Raw genomic sequence first — 14894 nt, forward strand, 5'->3', positions numbered from 1 at the left:
GATAAGTATGTTTTGTTTGGCGACAAAAATTTTAACTTATCTGCCTTTCTTTTATCTGATTATTTTTATGACAAGTAATTGTCAGGACGCCCTAGTGCGCCCAGCCGGATAATGCGGCCTGCGGCAAGCGCCGGTTGGCGGCATGCATGTGTTGTCTGAAAGGGTTTAGAGTAAAAAGTTCAATTTAAATCTACCCGGCCGGCATCGGGTGGGGTGCGAAAACCGGCTTTTCCGGCTCAAGCCGGGCGCAGCAGGCGGTTGAATTCGGCGGTCGCCTCGATATTGGCGATGTGCGCGCTGGGTAACACGGCCAGCGAGGCGCGGGGCAGGTTTTGCGCCAGCCATTGCGCATCGGCCACGGTGGTGACGGCATCGTGTTTGCCGCCGATCACTTGCACATCGACATCGGCTTGATGCACCAGCGCGCGCACATCGGCGGTGGCGAGCACGTCGCAGCATTTGGCATAGCCCTCGGCGTGGCTGTGGCGCAGGGTGTCGGTGAGGCGCGCCACGATGCTGGGGCGGCGCTCGCAAAAGGCGGGGGTAAACCAGCGCGAGGCGGCGGAATCGGCAATGCTGCCCATGCCTTCGCTGCGCACGATTTCTGCGCGCACTTGCCAAGCGGCGGCATTGCCGATTTTGGCGGCGGTGTTGCTCACGGTGAGGCGGCTGAAGCGTTCGGCGCGATGAATGGCCAGCCACAAGCCGGTGAGCCCGCCCATGGAAATGCCGCAAAATTGTGCGCTTTCGATGCCGAAGCCGTCGAGCACGCTGATCACGTCTTTGCCCAAATCGGCCAGCGTCCAGCCGCTGCCCTCGGCGCTTGAGCGGCCGTGCCCGCGCGTGTCGTAGGCAATCATGCGGTAATCGGCGGCCAAGGCATCGATTTGTGGCTGCCACATGGTGTGGTCGGTGCCCAGCGAATTGCAGAAAATCAGGGCAGGTGCTTGCTCATCGCCGAATGATTGGGCATAGAGGCGGTTTTTATCGTGGGTGTTGATCCACATGGTGTGTTCCTTTTTTTGGGTTTTGCGGCCGTCTGAACGCTTTCAGTTTCAGACGGCCTGTTTGTATTCAATATCAAGACACGCGCTCGATAATCAGCGCAATGCCTTGCCCCACGCCTATGCACATGCTGCATAAGGCATAGCGCCCGCCGCTGCGCTGCAATTGGTAGAGCGCGGTGGCGGCCAGGCGCGCGCCCGATGCGCCCAGCGGGTGGCCCAGTGCAATCGCGCCGCCGTTGGGGTTGACGTGGGCGGCATCGTCGGGCAAGCCCAGCGCGCGCATTACCGCCAGCGCTTGGGCGGCGAAGGCTTCGTTTAATTCGATCACATCCATTTGCGCCAGCGTGAGGCCGGTTTGCGCGAGCACTTTTTGCACCGCCGCCACGGGGCCGTAGCCCATAATGCGCGGTGCCAGCCCGGCCACAGCCATGCCGACAATGCGGGCTTTGGGGGCAAGGCTGTGTTGCTGCACGGCGGTTTCGGAAGCGATCAGCAAGGCGCAAGCGCCATCGTTGATGCCCGAGGCGTTGCCGGCGGTGATGCTGCCATCGGCGCGGGTAACGGGCTTGAGTTTGGCGAGCGCTTCGAGCGTGGTGTGCGGGCGCAGATGCTCATCGGCACTCACCAGCAAGGCATCGCCTTTGCGTTGGGGAACAGACACGGGCACGATTTCTTCGGCAAATATGCCTGCCGCTTGCGCGCGCGCGGCTTTTTGTTGGCTGGCGAGCGCAAATTGATCTTGGTCGGCGCGGCTGATGTTGCATTCGGTGGCCACGTTTTCGGCGGTTTGCGGCATGCTTTCCACGCCGTAGGCGGCCTGCATTTTGGGGTTGACGAAGCGCCAGCCCATGGTGGTGTCTTCAAGGATTTGGCTGCGCGAAAAAGCGCTGTCGGCCTTGCCCATCACGAAAGGCGCGCGGCTCATGCTCTCCACGCCGCCGGCAATCAGCAAATGCTGCTCGCCCGCTTTGATGGCACGCGCGGCAGTGCCCACGGCATCGAGGCCGGAGCCGCACAAGCGGTTGAGCGTGACACCGCCCACGCTCTCGGGCAGGCCGGCCAAAAGCGCGGCCATGCGCGCCACGTTGCGGTTGTCTTCACCGGCTTGGTTGGCGCAGCCGTATAGCACATCATCGAGCGCGGCGGGATTGAGATGGGGGTGGCGCGCCATCAGGGCGGCCATCGGCACGGCGGCCAAATCGTCGGCACGCACGCCGGCGAGGCTGCCGCCGTAGCGGCCGAAAGGAGTGCGCACGGCATCGATAATATAGGCTTGGCTCATGGGTTTTTCCTTGGTGTCGGTAGGCCGTCTGAATAGGTTTTCAGACGGCATGGTGTTTGTTTTGTGTTTCAGACAGGCTTCGCGTGCACTCGCAAAACCCGTAGGTACGGTTAGGCCGCAGGCCGTAACCGTACGCATGTAATCCGGCCGGAATGCGCTCTATCCCGACAAGCCCGGAGCGCGTTCGCATCCATGCGTACGATTACGCTGCGCTAATCGTACCTACGCACTGCAAACTGAAAAGCGTTCAGACGGCCTCAAGGCATCAGCGGCCGTCTTGCAACTTGGCTTCAGTATGGTTTTGCAACTCGGCTAAATCTAATCCTTCCACCATTTCGCGCACGAGCAAGCCCTGCGGCGTGATGTCGATCACGGCCAAATCGGTGTAGATGCGGTTGACGCAGGCCATGCCGGTGAGCGGGTAGCGGCAGGTTTCCACGATTTTGGGTGCGCCGGTTTTGGTGGTGTGCTCCATGGTTACATACACTTCTTTGGCGCCCACGGCCAAATCCATTGCGCCGCCCACGGCGGGGATGGCATCGGCTGCGCCGGTGTGCCAGTTGGCCAAATCGCCGTTGGCCGCCACTTGGAAAGCGCCGAGCACGCACAAATCGATGTGGCCGCCGCGCATCATGGCAAATGAGTCGCCGTGGTGGAAAAAGCTGCCGCCTTTAATCAGGGTAACGTATTCTTTGCCGGCATTAATCAGCTCGCTGTCGCGCTCGCGCTCGCTCGGGGCGGGGCCCATGCCGAGCAGGCCGTTTTCGCTGTGTAGGAAGATTTCCGCATCGGCAGGCAGATAATCGGCGATTTTGGTGGGCAGGCCGATGCCGAGGTTGACATACATGCCTTCGCGGATATCTTGCGCCACGCGGCGGGCGATTTCGGCGCGGCTTCTGGCTTGGTAATTCATGGCAAGGCTCCTTTCAGACGGCCGCAACGTGTTGCACGAAAATGCCGGGGGTGATGATGTGCTCGGGGTTTAAATCGCCCAAGGCCACGATTTCTTTCACTTGCGCGATGGTGGTTTGGGCGGCGGCGGCCATAATGGGGCCGAAATTGCGCGCGGTTTTGCGGTAAACCAGGTTGCCCCAGCGGTCGCCCTGATAGGCTTTAATCAGGGCGAAATCGGCATGAATCGGGTATTCGAGCACATATTGGCGGCCGTTAATTTCGCGCGTTTCTTTGCCCTCGGCCAAAAGCGTGCCGTAGCCGGTGGGGGTGAACACCGCGCCCAGCCCCGCGCCTGCGGCCTGGATGCGGCAGGCCAGATTGCCTTGCGGCACCAATTCCAGCGCCACTTTGCCGGCGCGGTAAAGTTCGTCAAACACATAAGAATCGCTCTGGCGTGGAAACGAGCAAATCATTTTTTCCACTTGGCCGGCTTTGAGCAAAGCGGCTAGGCCGATGTCGCCGTTGCCGGCATTGTTGTTGACAATGGTCAGCCCTTTGGCGCCGTGCTCAATCAGTGCGTCTATCAGCTCGGCCGGCTGGCCGGCGGTGCCGAAGCCGCCGATCATCACGGTGGCGCCGTCGTGGATTTGCGCCACCGCTTCATGCAGGGATAAGGCGGTTTTGTCTATCATGGTTTGCTCCTTTATTTTTGATGTGTGTGGCCGTCTGAAAGCGTGGGTTGTGTTTTGGGCTTGAGCAGCCATGCCCCCAAAAGCCCGATCACCACGCCCCAAAAAGCCGCGCCCAAGCCCCAAAGTGTCATGCCGGAGGCGGTGGCGAGAAAAGTGATCACCGCCGCTTCGCGGTGATTTGTGTCTTCCATCGCTGCGGCCAGATTGCTGCCGATGGCTCCGATCAGCGCGAGCCCGGCCAAAATGGCAATCAAGGCTTTGGGCAGCACGGTGAACAAGGTCACGATCGCGCCGGCAAAAAGGCCGCCGATAAGGTAAAACACGCCGTTGCTGATGCCGGCGATATAGCGTTTGGCCGGATCGGCATGGGCATCTTTGCCGGTGCACAGCGAAGCGGTGATGGCCGCCAACACAATGCTGATGCCGCCGAAGCAGGCCACCGCCAGCGAAGCAATGCCGGTAATGGTCATAATCGGCTTGGCCGGCGTGGTGTAGCCCGCCAGCCGCAACACCGCCATGCCGGGCAGAAATTGGCCGGTGAGGCTCACCATAATCAGCGGCAGCGCGAGGCTTAAGGTGGAAGAGAGCGTCCATTCCGGCGCAATCCACACCGGGCGGGTGATGCTCAGCGCCACGCGGCTGAAATCCAAGTGGCCGCCCAGCGCCGTGAGCAGCAGGCCGATGGCAAACACCAGCACCACGGTGTAGCGCGGCAGCCATTTTTTGGCGGTGAGATAAGCCAAAAGCATGGCAAACAGCAAAAAAGGCATCTCGGCTACTGCGCCAAATGCATGTGTGCCAAACTGAAACAAAATGCCCGCCATCATGCCGGCGGCCACGCCTTTTGGAATAAAGGCCATCAGTTTATCGAAATAGCCCAGCCAGCCGATGGCAAGCATCACCGCGGCGGCGGTGAGATAAGCGCCGGCCATTTCGCCCAGGCTCAGCGCGGGAAAAAGCGTGATCAGCAGCGCGCTGCCCGGCGCCGACCAAGCGGTGATCACCGGCACTTTCAAAAGCGTGCTGAGCACAATGCCCGACACCGCCGCGCCGATGGAAACCGCCCACACCCAAGTGATCATCATCTCGGTGGAAATCTGCGCCGCCGAGGCTGCCTGAAACATCAACACCATCGGCCCGGCATAGGAAATCAGCACCGCCAGAAAACCGGCGGTAAGGGCGGAAAGGGAAAAGTCTTTCAGCATGGCAGCTTCCTTGTGCTGGGTTGCAAAGTGGGTTAAATCGTGGGCATTTAGCATGAAATCATCCGCATGAATCATGCTCTTTAAACCTTCAGACGGCCTTTCGCATGCGTACGATTACGCTGCGCTAATCGTCCCTACGCATTAAGCAGAAATCGTTCAGACGGCCTTATCCCATGCCCACATCGCCGCCGCCCACGGGCAGCACGGTGCCGGTGATGTAGCTCGCTTCATCCGATGCCAGAAACAAAATCGCCCGCACTTGCTCTTCGATGCTGCCATAGCGCTTCATCAGGCTGGATTCGACGGTTTGGTCAATAATCGCCTGATACCAAGCCTGCTCTTGCGCGCTCAAGGGTTGGGGGTTGCGCGGCACTTTGCGCGGCGGTGCCTCGGTGCCGCCGGTGGCCACGGCATTGACGCGGATGCCGTCTGAAGCGTGCTCCATCGCCAAGCTCATGCTCATGGCGTTTACCCCGCCTTTGGCGGCGGCGTAGGGAATGCGATGGATGCTGCGGGTGGCAATCGAAGAAATATTCACAATGCTGCCGCTTTGTTGGGCAATCATCGTCGGCAGCACGGCGCGGCAGCTCCACAGCGTGGGAAAGAGCGAGCGGCGCACTTCGGCTTCGATTTCGGCTTCGGCGTATTCCTGATAAGGCTTGGCCCAGATGGTGCCGCCCACATTGTGCACGGCCACATCCACGCGTCCGAACTCGGCCACCGCTGCATCCACCACGCTTTGCGCACCGGCAAAGGTTTCTAGATCGGCCATCACGGTGAGGCATTTGCCGCCGGCGCTGCGGATGGCCTCGGCGGTGTGGTGCACAAATTCGCTGCGGTCGGCCAGCACCACGGTGCCGCCTTCTGCCGCCAGCGCCAGCGCCACACCTTGGCCGATGCCTTGTGCTGCGCCGGTGACAATGCAGATTTTGTTGTTAAAACGCGGATTCATAAGGGCTCCTATTTCTGCTCGCTGGCGGAAAATTTTTCAAAATGAAAGCTTTTCGGCGCAATGCCCGATTGCTCGAGCCAGCCGCGCACGGCTTCCACCATTGCCACCGGCCCGCAGAGATAAACATCCACATCGCCATCGTTGAGCCACTCGGGCTCGATATGCTGGGTAACATAGCCTTTTTTCGGGTGCGCGCTCGCCTCGCTCACCACACAGGTGGTGTAGTGAAACCACGGGTGGTGCGCCTGTATTTCATCGAGCTTTTCCAGCGCCACCAAATCGAAATCGTTGGTGACGCCAAACACCAGGTTCACCGGATAATGGCAGCCCGACACGGCCAGGCTGTCGAGCATGGAAAGAAAAGGCGCGATGCCGGTGCCGCCGGCCAGAAACAGGGCGGGGCGGATCACGGGGCGCAGGTAAAAGCTGCCGTAAGGGCCGGCAAACTGCATTTTGTCGCCCACTTTGGCCGCGCTGCTCAAATGGCTGCTCATTTTGCCGCCGGGCACGTTGCGCACCACAAAGCGGGCAATGTCGGCCATCGGCGGCGAGCTGAACGAATAAGAGCGGGTTTCTTCCGTGCTCGGCAGGCTTACGTTGACATATTGGCCGGGCAGAAACACCAATTCTTCCGGCGCGGATGTTTTGATGCCGAAGGCGATGGTGGATTCGGAAAGCTGCGCCAATTCCACCAATTCGCCCTCATACACGGCCACGCCGGTTTTGGCCGCTTCCGATGAAGAAGCGATGCGCAGCACGCAATCGGAAGTGGGCTTCATCTGGCAGGTGAGCACAAAACCTTCGGCAGCTTCTTCGGGCGTGAGCGCGTCTTCGATGTAGCCGCTCTCGGGCATATCGAAGCTGCCCGATTCACAAAAGCTGCGGCAGGTGCCGCAAGCGCCGTCGCGGCAGTCGAGCGGGATATTGAATTTTTGGCGGTAGGCCGCATCGGCCACGGTTTCTCCGCTGCGGCAGCCGATAAAGCGGGTAACGCCGTCTTCGAATTGCAGGGCGATGGTGTGTTCCATTGGGCTTCTCCTTTGTTTTTGTGTTTCAGACGGCTTTGTGATGCTTGTCTGCAAGGTTTTTGTTGTGTTGTTGCGGTGGCTCGCAAGCCGTGAGGTTTGCTTTTTTCAGTGGCCGGTATGAAATTATTCGCAAAACATTCAGACGGCCTTTTGCATGCGTACGATTACGCTGTGTTAATCGTATCTACGCACCCTTTCAGACGGCCTTTTGCATGCGTGCGATTATGCTGTGCTAATCGAACCTACGCATCCTTTCAGACGGCCTTTTGCATGCGTACGATTACGCTGCGCTAATCGTACCTACGCATCTCTTTCAGACGGCCTCAAACGTGATACACATCAATCGGTTGGTTGATGTAATCGTTTTTCAGCACCACATATTTGCGCGTAATCAGCGGCTCGTTGCCCGACACATCCAAATCGTATTCCGAGCAGCCGTAATAGGTGTGCGTGGTGTGGTAGCGGAAGCTGAAGGTGAGCCAGTTGAAACGCACGGTGAGCTTCGCGCCTTCTTCGGCCAGAATCTCGACATTGCTGATGTTGTGCGAGGTGCGGGTGTCGGGAATGGTGGCGCTGGAGCGTTCGGTTTCGATGCGGAACACACGATCTTCCAAGCCTTGGCGGTCGGGATAATAAATCAGTGAAATTTCGCGCTGCGGGTCGGTGACGAGCGAACCATCGTCGTCCCAGCTCGGCATCCAGAAAGAGGCTTGCGGGTGGTAGCAGGCCAGCCATTTTTCCCATTGTTTGTCGTCGAGATAGCGGGCTTCGCGGTAGAGGAACTGGCTGATTTGTTCGATGCGGCTCATTTTTCTGCTCCTTGGTCGGCCACGGCTTTTTTCATTTCTTGCAGCCAGTAGCGGTGTTGCACGGTGTAGAGGCCTTCGTCTTCGGTTTTCACGCCCGAGAGCAGCGGCTTGAGGCCGATGTCGGCGGCGGCTTGGTCGGCACCTTCGATCCAGTGGGTGGCGCCGCGGCACATATCGTTCCATTCCAGCGCGATGCCGTTGTAGCCTTCTTGGCAGGAGCGGAATTCTTCCAAATCATCGGGCGTGGCCATGCCGCTCACGTTGAAGAAATCTTCGTATTGGCGGATGCGGTGGGCGCGTGCTTCGTCGGATTCGCCTTTGGGGGCGATGCAGTAAATCGTCACTTCGGTTTTGTCTACCGAGAGCGGGCGCAGCAGGCGGATTTGCGAGCCGAATTGATCCATCAGATACACATTCGGATAAAGGCATAAATTGCGCGAGCGCTGCACCATCCAATCGGCGGTGGCTTGGCCGAATTGCTCGGCATAGGCTTCGCGTTTGTCCCAATTGGGACGGTCTTCGGGGTTGGCCCAGTTGGTCCACAACAGCATGTGGCCGTTTTCAAACGAATAAAATCCGCCGCCTTGTTTGGCCCAGCTGCCGGCGCTCATGGCGCGGATGTTGTCGGCGGCCTGCACTTCTTTGCGGTGCTGCGTGGTGGCGGCGTAATTCCAGTGCACGGCGGAAACGTGGTAGCCGTCGGCGCCGTTTTCGGCTTGCAGCTTCCAGTTGCCGTTGAAGGTATAAGTGGAGGAGCCGCGCAACACTTCCAGCCCGTCGGCGGATTGGTCCACAATCATGTCGATGATTTTGGCCGCTTCGCCTAAGAATTCGCTCAAAGGCGCCACATCGGGGTTGATGCTGCCGAAGAGAAAGCCGCGGTAGTTTTCAAAGCGCGCCACTTTTTTCAAATCGTGCGAGCCTTCTTTGTTGAAGCATTCGGGGTAGCCGGCTTCGTCGGGGTCTTTCACTTTCAAAAGTTTGCCGCTGTTGTTGAAGGTCCAGCCGTGAAACGGGCAGGTGTAGGTGGCTTTGTTGCCTTTTTTGAAGCGGCACAATTGCGCGCCGCGGTGGGTGCAGGCGTTGATAAACGCGTTCAGCTCACCCTGACGGTTGCGGGCAATCACAATCGGCTGGCGGCCGATGTGGGTGGTGTAGTAATCGTTGATGTTGGGAATCTGGCTTTCGTGCGCCAGATAAATCCAGTTGCCCTCGAAAATGTGTTTCATTTCCAGCTCAAACAATTCTTCATCGGTGAAGGCGCTGCGGTGCAGGCGGTAATCGCCGGTTTCGTGGTTTTCGATTAAAAAGTCGTCGAGGCGCTTTTTTTCAGTGTGGATGGGAATCATGGTGTGCTCCTTAAAAGGGGTTTCAGACGGCCTGGATTGATTGGTGAGGCCGTCTGAATGCTTCGGGCTGCGCTCAGGCGGCGGCCGCGCGGCGGCGCTCGTTTTCGGCTTCAAACACGCCCTCGGTTTCGGGCAGCAGGTGGATGTCGAACACGATGTGCGCATAAGGTTTATCCAAACCTTGCGCGGCAATCGCGGCTTCGTCGTTTACTTCCTGCACCGGCGGCACCAGGCCTTCACGGCTGGCGAAAGCGAAGTCGTCCCACAGATATTCGTCGCCGTCGATATTGATTTGGGTGGTGAGCTTGCGCTGGCCCGGCGCGGTAACGAAATAATGCACGTGTGCGGGGCGGCGGCCGTGGCGGCCGAGCAGGTTCAGCAAGGCTTGGGTGTAGCCCTCGGGCGGGCAGCCGTAGCCGTTGGGCACGATGGATTGGGCTTTGTAGCGGCCTTTTTCATCGGTGATGATGGTGCGGTGGTGGTTGAAATCGCTCTGGCTTTTGTCGAAAAACGAATAATTGCCCAAGGTGTTGGCGTGCCACACTTCCACTTTGGCATGGGGCACGGGGCGGCCTTCGGCATCGTAAACCGTGCCTTCCAGAATCATCGGCTTGGCGTGTGCCGATTCGGCGCCGTCGTCCATGCGGGCAAAGCCGGTGCTTTCGGGCGCACCGTAAACATACAGCGGGCCTTCGATGGTGCGCGGCGTGCCGCCTGAGAGGCCGGCTTTTTCTTCGGCTTCGTCGGCGCGGATGTCGACAAAGCGCTCAAGGCCGAGCCCGGCGGCAAAGAGGCCGATTTCGTTGGCTTTGGCCGCGTCAATCAGAAATTCCATACCTTTCCACACTTCGTGCGGGCTCATGTCGAGATCTTCGATGGCTTTGAAAAGATCGGCCACCAGGCGTACGGTGATTTCCTGCACGCGCGGGTTGACTTGGCCTTTGGCGGTGTCGATGTTGAAGGTTTTAACCAATTGGTCGATTTGCTGGTGGTTCATGGTGTTTCTCCTGGGCGGTTTGTAGATTTTTAGGGTGTGGCAAAGCTGTGCAGCGCAAACGCAGCACGGGTTTTCACATGCCTGAGCGTGTGTTCAGGCCGTCTGAAAGGGTGGGGAAAGGTTTAACGATCATCCGCATGCAGCGATGAAGGGTGGCGGCAAAGCGCCATCACTTCGATGTGCATGTAGGGAAAGAGCGGCAGCGACATCAAAAGCTGATGCAATTCTTCGTTGCTTTCCACATCGAAAATACTGATGTTGGAATATTGGCCGGCCACGCGCCAGATGTGCCGCCATTTGCCGCTTTGCTGCAAGCTTTGGAAATAGGCTTTTTCATCGGCCTTGATGCGCTCGGCGGTTTCAGACGGAATGTCTTTGGGAATGTGTACATCCATTCTTACGTGAAATAACATGATGTGTTCCTTGGCAGAATAATGTTGTGGTGGCGGCTCAGGTTTTGCTCAAGCGGTAAACTTTTTCTTTATCCACTTCAATGCCCAAGCCCGGTTTTTGCGGCAGATGCAGCATGAAATTGCGATAGGGCAGAGGCTCGGCCATAATCTCTTCGGTGAGCAGCAAGGGGCCGAACAATTCGGTGCCGAATGCGAGCTCGGGATAAGTGCTGAACACATGCGCCGAAGCCAGCGTGCCGATGGCGCCTTCGAGCATGGTGCCGCCGTATAAACCGATGCCGGCCAGCGCGGCCATTTGCCCCACCAATGCGGCATTGCGCAAGCCGCCGGCCTGATTGATTTTCACGGCAAACACATCGGCATAATGGCCGGCGGCCAGCTCAAAGGCGTTTTGCGGCCCCAGCACGGCTTCATCCGCCATCAGCGCCACGCTGAAATAATCGCTCAGGCGCTTGAGCGCGTTGCGGTTGTGTGCGGCCACAGGCTGCTCGATTAAGTCGATACCGCCCTCTTGCAGCAGGGCAATGCCGCGCATGGCTTCAAGCTCCGTCCACGCTTGGTTCACATCCACCCGCACGCTGATGCTGCCGCCCAAAGCCTTTTTAATCGCCAGCACATGGCGCACATCTTCTTCCACGCCGCACAAGCCGATTTTCAGCTTGAAAATACGGTGGCGGCCGGCTTCTATCATGTGCACGGCCTCGGCAATATCGCGCTCGGTGTTGCCGCTGGCCAAAGTCCAGGCCACCGGCAGCGCTTGGTGCAGCGCGCCGCCGAGCAGCGCGCTCAGCGGCACGCCCAGGCGCTTGGCTTCGCCATCGAGCAGCGCCGTTTCCACCGCGCTTTTGGCAAAGCGGTTGCCCTTGATGTGTGTTTCCAAAAGCTGCATCGCCTGCGCTGCGTTTTCCGGCTGCTTTTGCAGCAGCAGCGGTGCGATATAGGTGTCCATATTGGTTTTAATCGCCGCCGGGCTTTCTTCGGCATAATTCAGCCCGCCGATGGTGGTGGCCTCGCCCCAGCCCTCAATGCCGTCTGAAAAAGTGATGTGCACCAACACCAAAGTTTGCGTGTGCATGGTGGTGACAGACAATTTGTGCGGCCTGATGGTGGGCAATTCCAGTAGCAGGGTTTTAATAGAATGAATCATAGCTATTGGGTATATTTAAGAAGTGATTACACCTTACTACAGCTGATATAGGCTGTCTAAAACCGATTTGGTATAAATTTAATACTTAAAAGGTATAAAGATTGAGGGCGGAAGCAGATGCGGTTTGGCGTGTCGGATGAGTGCGGGAAAGCTGAAGTTTGCTGTGCTGTGCTGTGCTTTGCTGGGCGGGCTTGCTTGTGTAAAGATAAAATGGGTGAACAAAGGCCGTCTGAAAAGTTTCAGACGGCCTCTGTTTATGCAAAGATGATTTATTAATCGGAATGGCTGTCCGCGATTTTAATCACCGGCTTTAAGGTAATGCCTTTTTGGCTGTCGATGGCGGCTTGATTGATGTCTTTGAAATCATAAAATTTAATCAGCTTGTCGAAAGGAAACTTGCCCTGCATAAACAAATCCACCAGCTCGGGAATAAACACTTTGGGCACGCTGCTGCCTTCTACCACGCCCACAATGGTTTTGCCGCCCAATAATAAATCGTTTACATCAAATTGGGCGGTGGTGCCCAAGGCCGGTGCGCCCACCACGGCGATTTTGCCCAATGTGCCCAAGGCATCCACACCGTGTTTCAACACTTCCGGCCGGCCCGTGGATTCCAGCGCAAAATCCACGCCGCCGTGGGTGATGGCCTTCACCGCCGCCACCGCATCTTCATTTTTGCTGTTAACGGTGTGGGTGGCGCCCAAATCCCGCGCCAGCGCCAAGCGCGATTCATCGATATCCACGGCGATAAGGGTGGCGGCGCCGCAAAATTTGGCGGCCAACAAAGCGCTCAAGCCCACCGCTCCGGCGCCCCAAGTGGCAAAGCTGGCAGCCGGCGGCACTTTCAGCACATTCATCACCGAACCTGCGCCGGTTTGAATGCCGCAGCCCAAAGGCCCCAGATATTCAAGCGGCGCACCGGCATCCACTTTCACGGCATTGCTTTCGCGGCTGATGGCATAGCTGGCAAAAGAAGATTGGGCAAAAAAGTGATCGTGCATATCGGAATGATCATGGCTGCACACGGCATGGCCGCCTTGCTCATCGGCGCCGCTGAAATTGCGTCCGAAAAATTCGGCGCAATAAGCCGGCCTGCCCGATACACATTGCTTGCAGATGCCGCAATGCCCGTAGCTGAGCACCACATGGTCGCCCGCCTGCAAAGCCCGCACTTCGGGGCCCACGGCTTCCACAATGCCGGCACCTTCGTGCCCCAGTACGGAAGGCAGGGGCACGGGGTAATATTGGTCGCGCACAATCAAATCGGTGTGACACATGCCGGTGGCCACGATTTTCACCAACACTTCGTCCCGTTGCGGCCGGCGGATTTTAAGGGGCGTCAACACAAAATCTGCGCCTTTGCCCGGGGTGACGGCGGCGGTGATGTTTTGAAGCGGTGTTGTTTGGCTCATTTTTTCTCTCCTGGGTTTGGCATTTGCCGCCCCTTATCAGGCGGCAAATGAAAGGTGGGCAGGGCGCTCAAAGCGGGTAATGAGGCGCTTGGGGCTGGATGGTCATCCATTGCCATTGGGTGAATTCATCGGCATTGGCAGGCCCGCCGATGCGGGTGGCGTTGCCTGAAGCGCCGAAGCCGCCAAAGGGGTTGACCACTTCATCGTTTACCGTTTGGTCGTTGATGTGCAACAGGCCGACATTGAGCTGCTGCCCCAGCTGCATGCCCCTGCCCACATTGCCCGTGATGATGCCGGCGGACAAGCCGTAATCGCCGTCGTTGGCCAATTCCACGGCCTCTGCATCGTCGGCAAAAGGAATCAGCACAGCCACCGGGCCGAAGATTTCTTCGTGAAACACAGGATTGTTTTTCGACACGCCCGAGAGCACCGCCGGCCGGAAAAACACCCCTTGGGCATCGCCGCCGGTTTCCAGCCGCGCACCGTGCGTCACCGCAGCCTGTACCAAGTCGGCCACCCGCCGGCATTGTTTTTCATCAATCAAGGGGCCGATGGTGACATTTTCTTGTGCGGGGTTGCCCACCACCAATTGGCGGGTTTTTTCGGTAACGCGCGCTTTGAGGCGCTCATAAATGGCTTCTTGCACCAAAATCTTGCCTGAAGTCATGCAGATTTGACCCGAATGCAAAAACGCGCCCCATACAATGTTTTCCGCCGCCCGCTCGATATCGGCGTCGTCCAAAATAATCAGCGAATTTTTGCCGCCCAGCTCCAACGACACTTTTTTCAAGGTTTTGCCGGCATTGGCGCCCACCATGCGGCCCACTTGCGTGGAGCCGGTAAATTGAATGCTGGCAATATTTTCATCCAGCGTGAGCGCTTCGCCCGCTTCAGCACCACCCGGCAATACATGCAGCAAGCCCGCGGGCAGGCCAGCCAGCTCGAAAATGCGGGCGATCACATAGCCGCTGCACACCGCCGTGCGCTCATCGGGCTTGAGCACCACCGCATTGCCCAGCGCCAAGGCCGGCGCCACGCTGCGCAAAGCCAGATATAAAGGAAAATTAAACGGTGAAATCACGCCCACCACGCCCAAAGGCAAGCGCCTGGCCATGCTTAATTTGCCGTTTTGCGTGGGCAGCAACACCCCTTGATCACTCGCCGGCAGGCCGATGCAGTGTTTCATCACCTGATGCGACACGCGCCATTCAAAGCCCGCTTTCAGCGGCAGCGAGCCGCTTTCTTTCACCAGCCAGTCGATGATTTCCGCCTGATGCTGCACCATCATATCCGCCGCACGCTCCATCACCGCCTGCCGCTCTTGATAAGGCCGCCGCCACCAATCGCGCTGGGCGGCTTTGGCGGCTTGAGCTGATGCGGCAATATCGCGGCCATCGGCATAGCCGATAGCGCCCAACACTTGACCGGTGGCCACTTCCACCGCTTCTCTGCTTTGCGAAGCGGCTTGCCATTGCCCGTTGAAAAACTTGCCCTGCCAAAGGGCTTGATCATTTAATAACGACATATCCTTTATCCTTTATCTCTTTAAAATGCCTGCGCATCACGATAACCGAAAAATCAAAGGGCGGCATGCTTTTTTACCGCCACTTGTGTGGGGGTGCGCGTAGAAAAGCGGTGCAAGGTTTTGATAGACTTAATCATAGCCATTGGGTATATTCACAAGCTGATTACACCATACAACAGCCG

General features: G+C 58.1%; 14 protein-coding genes. All 14 read right to left on the reverse strand.

From position 1 onward, the window contains the following. Positions 1-236: 236 nt before the first annotated feature. The 14 genes from pcaD to EV680_RS02745 all read right to left on the reverse strand — a co-directional run bounded on the left by pcaD (position 237) and on the right by EV680_RS02745 (position 14712). Entirely contained in the window at positions 237-1007 is a 771-nt protein-coding gene (pcaD, locus tag EV680_RS02680; RefSeq protein WP_132952949.1) for a 3-oxoadipate enol-lactonase, read from the reverse strand. 73 nt (positions 1008-1080) lie between these two features. After that, positions 1081-2289, reverse strand: a complete 1209-nt coding sequence (gene pcaF, locus EV680_RS02685; protein WP_132952951.1) for a 3-oxoadipyl-CoA thiolase — start codon at positions 2287-2289, stop codon at positions 1081-1083. Positions 2290-2554: 265 nt separating this feature from the next. Continuing rightward, positions 2555-3202 carry a 3-oxoacid CoA-transferase subunit B gene (locus EV680_RS02690; protein WP_132952953.1) on the reverse strand — a complete coding sequence of 216 codons (648 nt, stop codon included), beginning with the start codon at positions 3200-3202 and terminating at the stop codon, positions 2555-2557. Between the two features lie 13 nt (positions 3203-3215). Further along, positions 3216-3875 carry a 3-oxoacid CoA-transferase subunit A gene (locus tag EV680_RS02695; protein ID WP_132952955.1) on the reverse strand — a complete coding sequence of 220 codons (660 nt, stop codon included), beginning with the start codon at positions 3873-3875 and terminating at the stop codon, positions 3216-3218. A gap of 11 nt (positions 3876-3886) precedes the next feature. Beyond that, a complete protein-coding gene (locus tag EV680_RS02700; RefSeq protein WP_132952957.1) occupies positions 3887-5080 on the reverse strand; it encodes a benzoate/H(+) symporter BenE family transporter in 1194 nt (397 codons plus the stop codon). A 166-nt stretch (positions 5081-5246) separates the two neighbouring features. Further along, complete coding sequence (locus EV680_RS02705) at positions 5247-6032, reverse strand: 1,6-dihydroxycyclohexa-2,4-diene-1-carboxylate dehydrogenase (RefSeq protein WP_132952959.1); 786 nt, start codon at positions 6030-6032, stop codon at positions 5247-5249. Positions 6033-6040: 8 nt separating this feature from the next. Further along, positions 6041-7060, reverse strand: a complete 1020-nt coding sequence (benC, locus tag EV680_RS02710) for a benzoate 1,2-dioxygenase electron transfer component BenC (RefSeq protein WP_132952960.1) — start codon at positions 7058-7060, stop codon at positions 6041-6043. 323 nt (positions 7061-7383) lie between these two features. Next, the gene (gene benB / locus EV680_RS02715; protein WP_132952962.1) at positions 7384-7869 is read right to left on the reverse strand and encodes a benzoate 1,2-dioxygenase small subunit; all 486 of its coding nucleotides are present in this window, start codon (positions 7867-7869) and stop codon (positions 7384-7386) included. Further along, positions 7866-9332 (reverse strand): benzoate 1,2-dioxygenase large subunit, encoded by a 1467-nt coding sequence (gene benA, locus EV680_RS02720; protein WP_279387850.1) that lies wholly within the window; start codon positions 9330-9332, stop codon positions 7866-7868. The genes benB and benA overlap by 4 nt, the downstream gene beginning before the upstream one ends. Further along, positions 9292-10215 (reverse strand): catechol 1,2-dioxygenase, encoded by a 924-nt coding sequence (gene catA / locus EV680_RS02725; RefSeq protein WP_132952964.1) that lies wholly within the window; start codon positions 10213-10215, stop codon positions 9292-9294. Before catA ends, benA begins: the two co-directional genes overlap by 41 nt. Before the next feature lie 122 nt (positions 10216-10337). Then, positions 10338-10628, reverse strand: coding sequence for a muconolactone Delta-isomerase (gene catC, locus EV680_RS02730; RefSeq protein ID WP_132952966.1), 291 nt, complete (start codon positions 10626-10628; stop codon positions 10338-10340). Between the two features lie 37 nt (positions 10629-10665). Beyond that, on the reverse strand, positions 10666-11775 hold the full coding sequence (locus tag EV680_RS02735) for a muconate/chloromuconate family cycloisomerase (protein WP_132952968.1): 1110 nt from the start codon (positions 11773-11775) through the stop codon (positions 10666-10668). Between the two features lie 272 nt (positions 11776-12047). After that, a complete protein-coding gene (locus EV680_RS02740) occupies positions 12048-13187 on the reverse strand; it encodes an NAD(P)-dependent alcohol dehydrogenase (protein WP_132952970.1) in 1140 nt (379 codons plus the stop codon). Positions 13188-13254: 67 nt separating this feature from the next. Beyond that, positions 13255-14712: a benzaldehyde dehydrogenase gene (locus tag EV680_RS02745; protein ID WP_132952972.1), complete on the reverse strand. Its 1458-nt coding sequence runs from the start codon at positions 14710-14712 to the stop codon at positions 13255-13257. Between the last annotated feature and the right edge of the window lie 182 nt (positions 14713-14894).

Source organism: Uruburuella suis (assembly GCF_004341385.1).
Lineage (GTDB): Bacteria > Pseudomonadota > Gammaproteobacteria > Burkholderiales > Neisseriaceae > Neisseria > Neisseria suis.

Coding starts and splice junctions, on each gene's coding strand:
- pcaD (WP_132952949.1), bottom strand. CDS start 1,007: ATGTGGATCAACACCCACGATAAAAACCGCCTCTATGCCCAATCATTC.
- pcaF (WP_132952951.1), bottom strand. CDS start 2,289: ATGAGCCAAGCCTATATTATCGATGCCGTGCGCACTCCTTTCGGCCGC.
- EV680_RS02690 (WP_132952953.1), bottom strand. CDS start 3,202: ATGAATTACCAAGCCAGAAGCCGCGCCGAAATCGCCCGCCGCGTGGCG.
- EV680_RS02695 (WP_132952955.1), bottom strand. CDS start 3,875: ATGATAGACAAAACCGCCTTATCCCTGCATGAAGCGGTGGCGCAAATC.
- EV680_RS02700 (WP_132952957.1), bottom strand. CDS start 5,080: ATGCTGAAAGACTTTTCCCTTTCCGCCCTTACCGCCGGTTTTCTGGCG.
- EV680_RS02705 (WP_132952959.1), bottom strand. CDS start 6,032: ATGAATCCGCGTTTTAACAACAAAATCTGCATTGTCACCGGCGCAGCA.
- benC (WP_132952960.1), bottom strand. CDS start 7,060: ATGGAACACACCATCGCCCTGCAATTCGAAGACGGCGTTACCCGCTTT.
- benB (WP_132952962.1), bottom strand. CDS start 7,869: ATGAGCCGCATCGAACAAATCAGCCAGTTCCTCTACCGCGAAGCCCGC.
- catA (WP_132952964.1), bottom strand. CDS start 10,215: ATGAACCACCAGCAAATCGACCAATTGGTTAAAACCTTCAACATCGAC.
- catC (WP_132952966.1), bottom strand. CDS start 10,628: ATGTTATTTCACGTAAGAATGGATGTACACATTCCCAAAGACATTCCG.
- EV680_RS02735 (WP_132952968.1), bottom strand. CDS start 11,775: ATGATTCATTCTATTAAAACCCTGCTACTGGAATTGCCCACCATCAGG.
- EV680_RS02740 (WP_132952970.1), bottom strand. CDS start 13,187: ATGAGCCAAACAACACCGCTTCAAAACATCACCGCCGCCGTCACCCCG.
- EV680_RS02745 (WP_132952972.1), bottom strand. CDS start 14,712: ATGTCGTTATTAAATGATCAAGCCCTTTGGCAGGGCAAGTTTTTCAAC.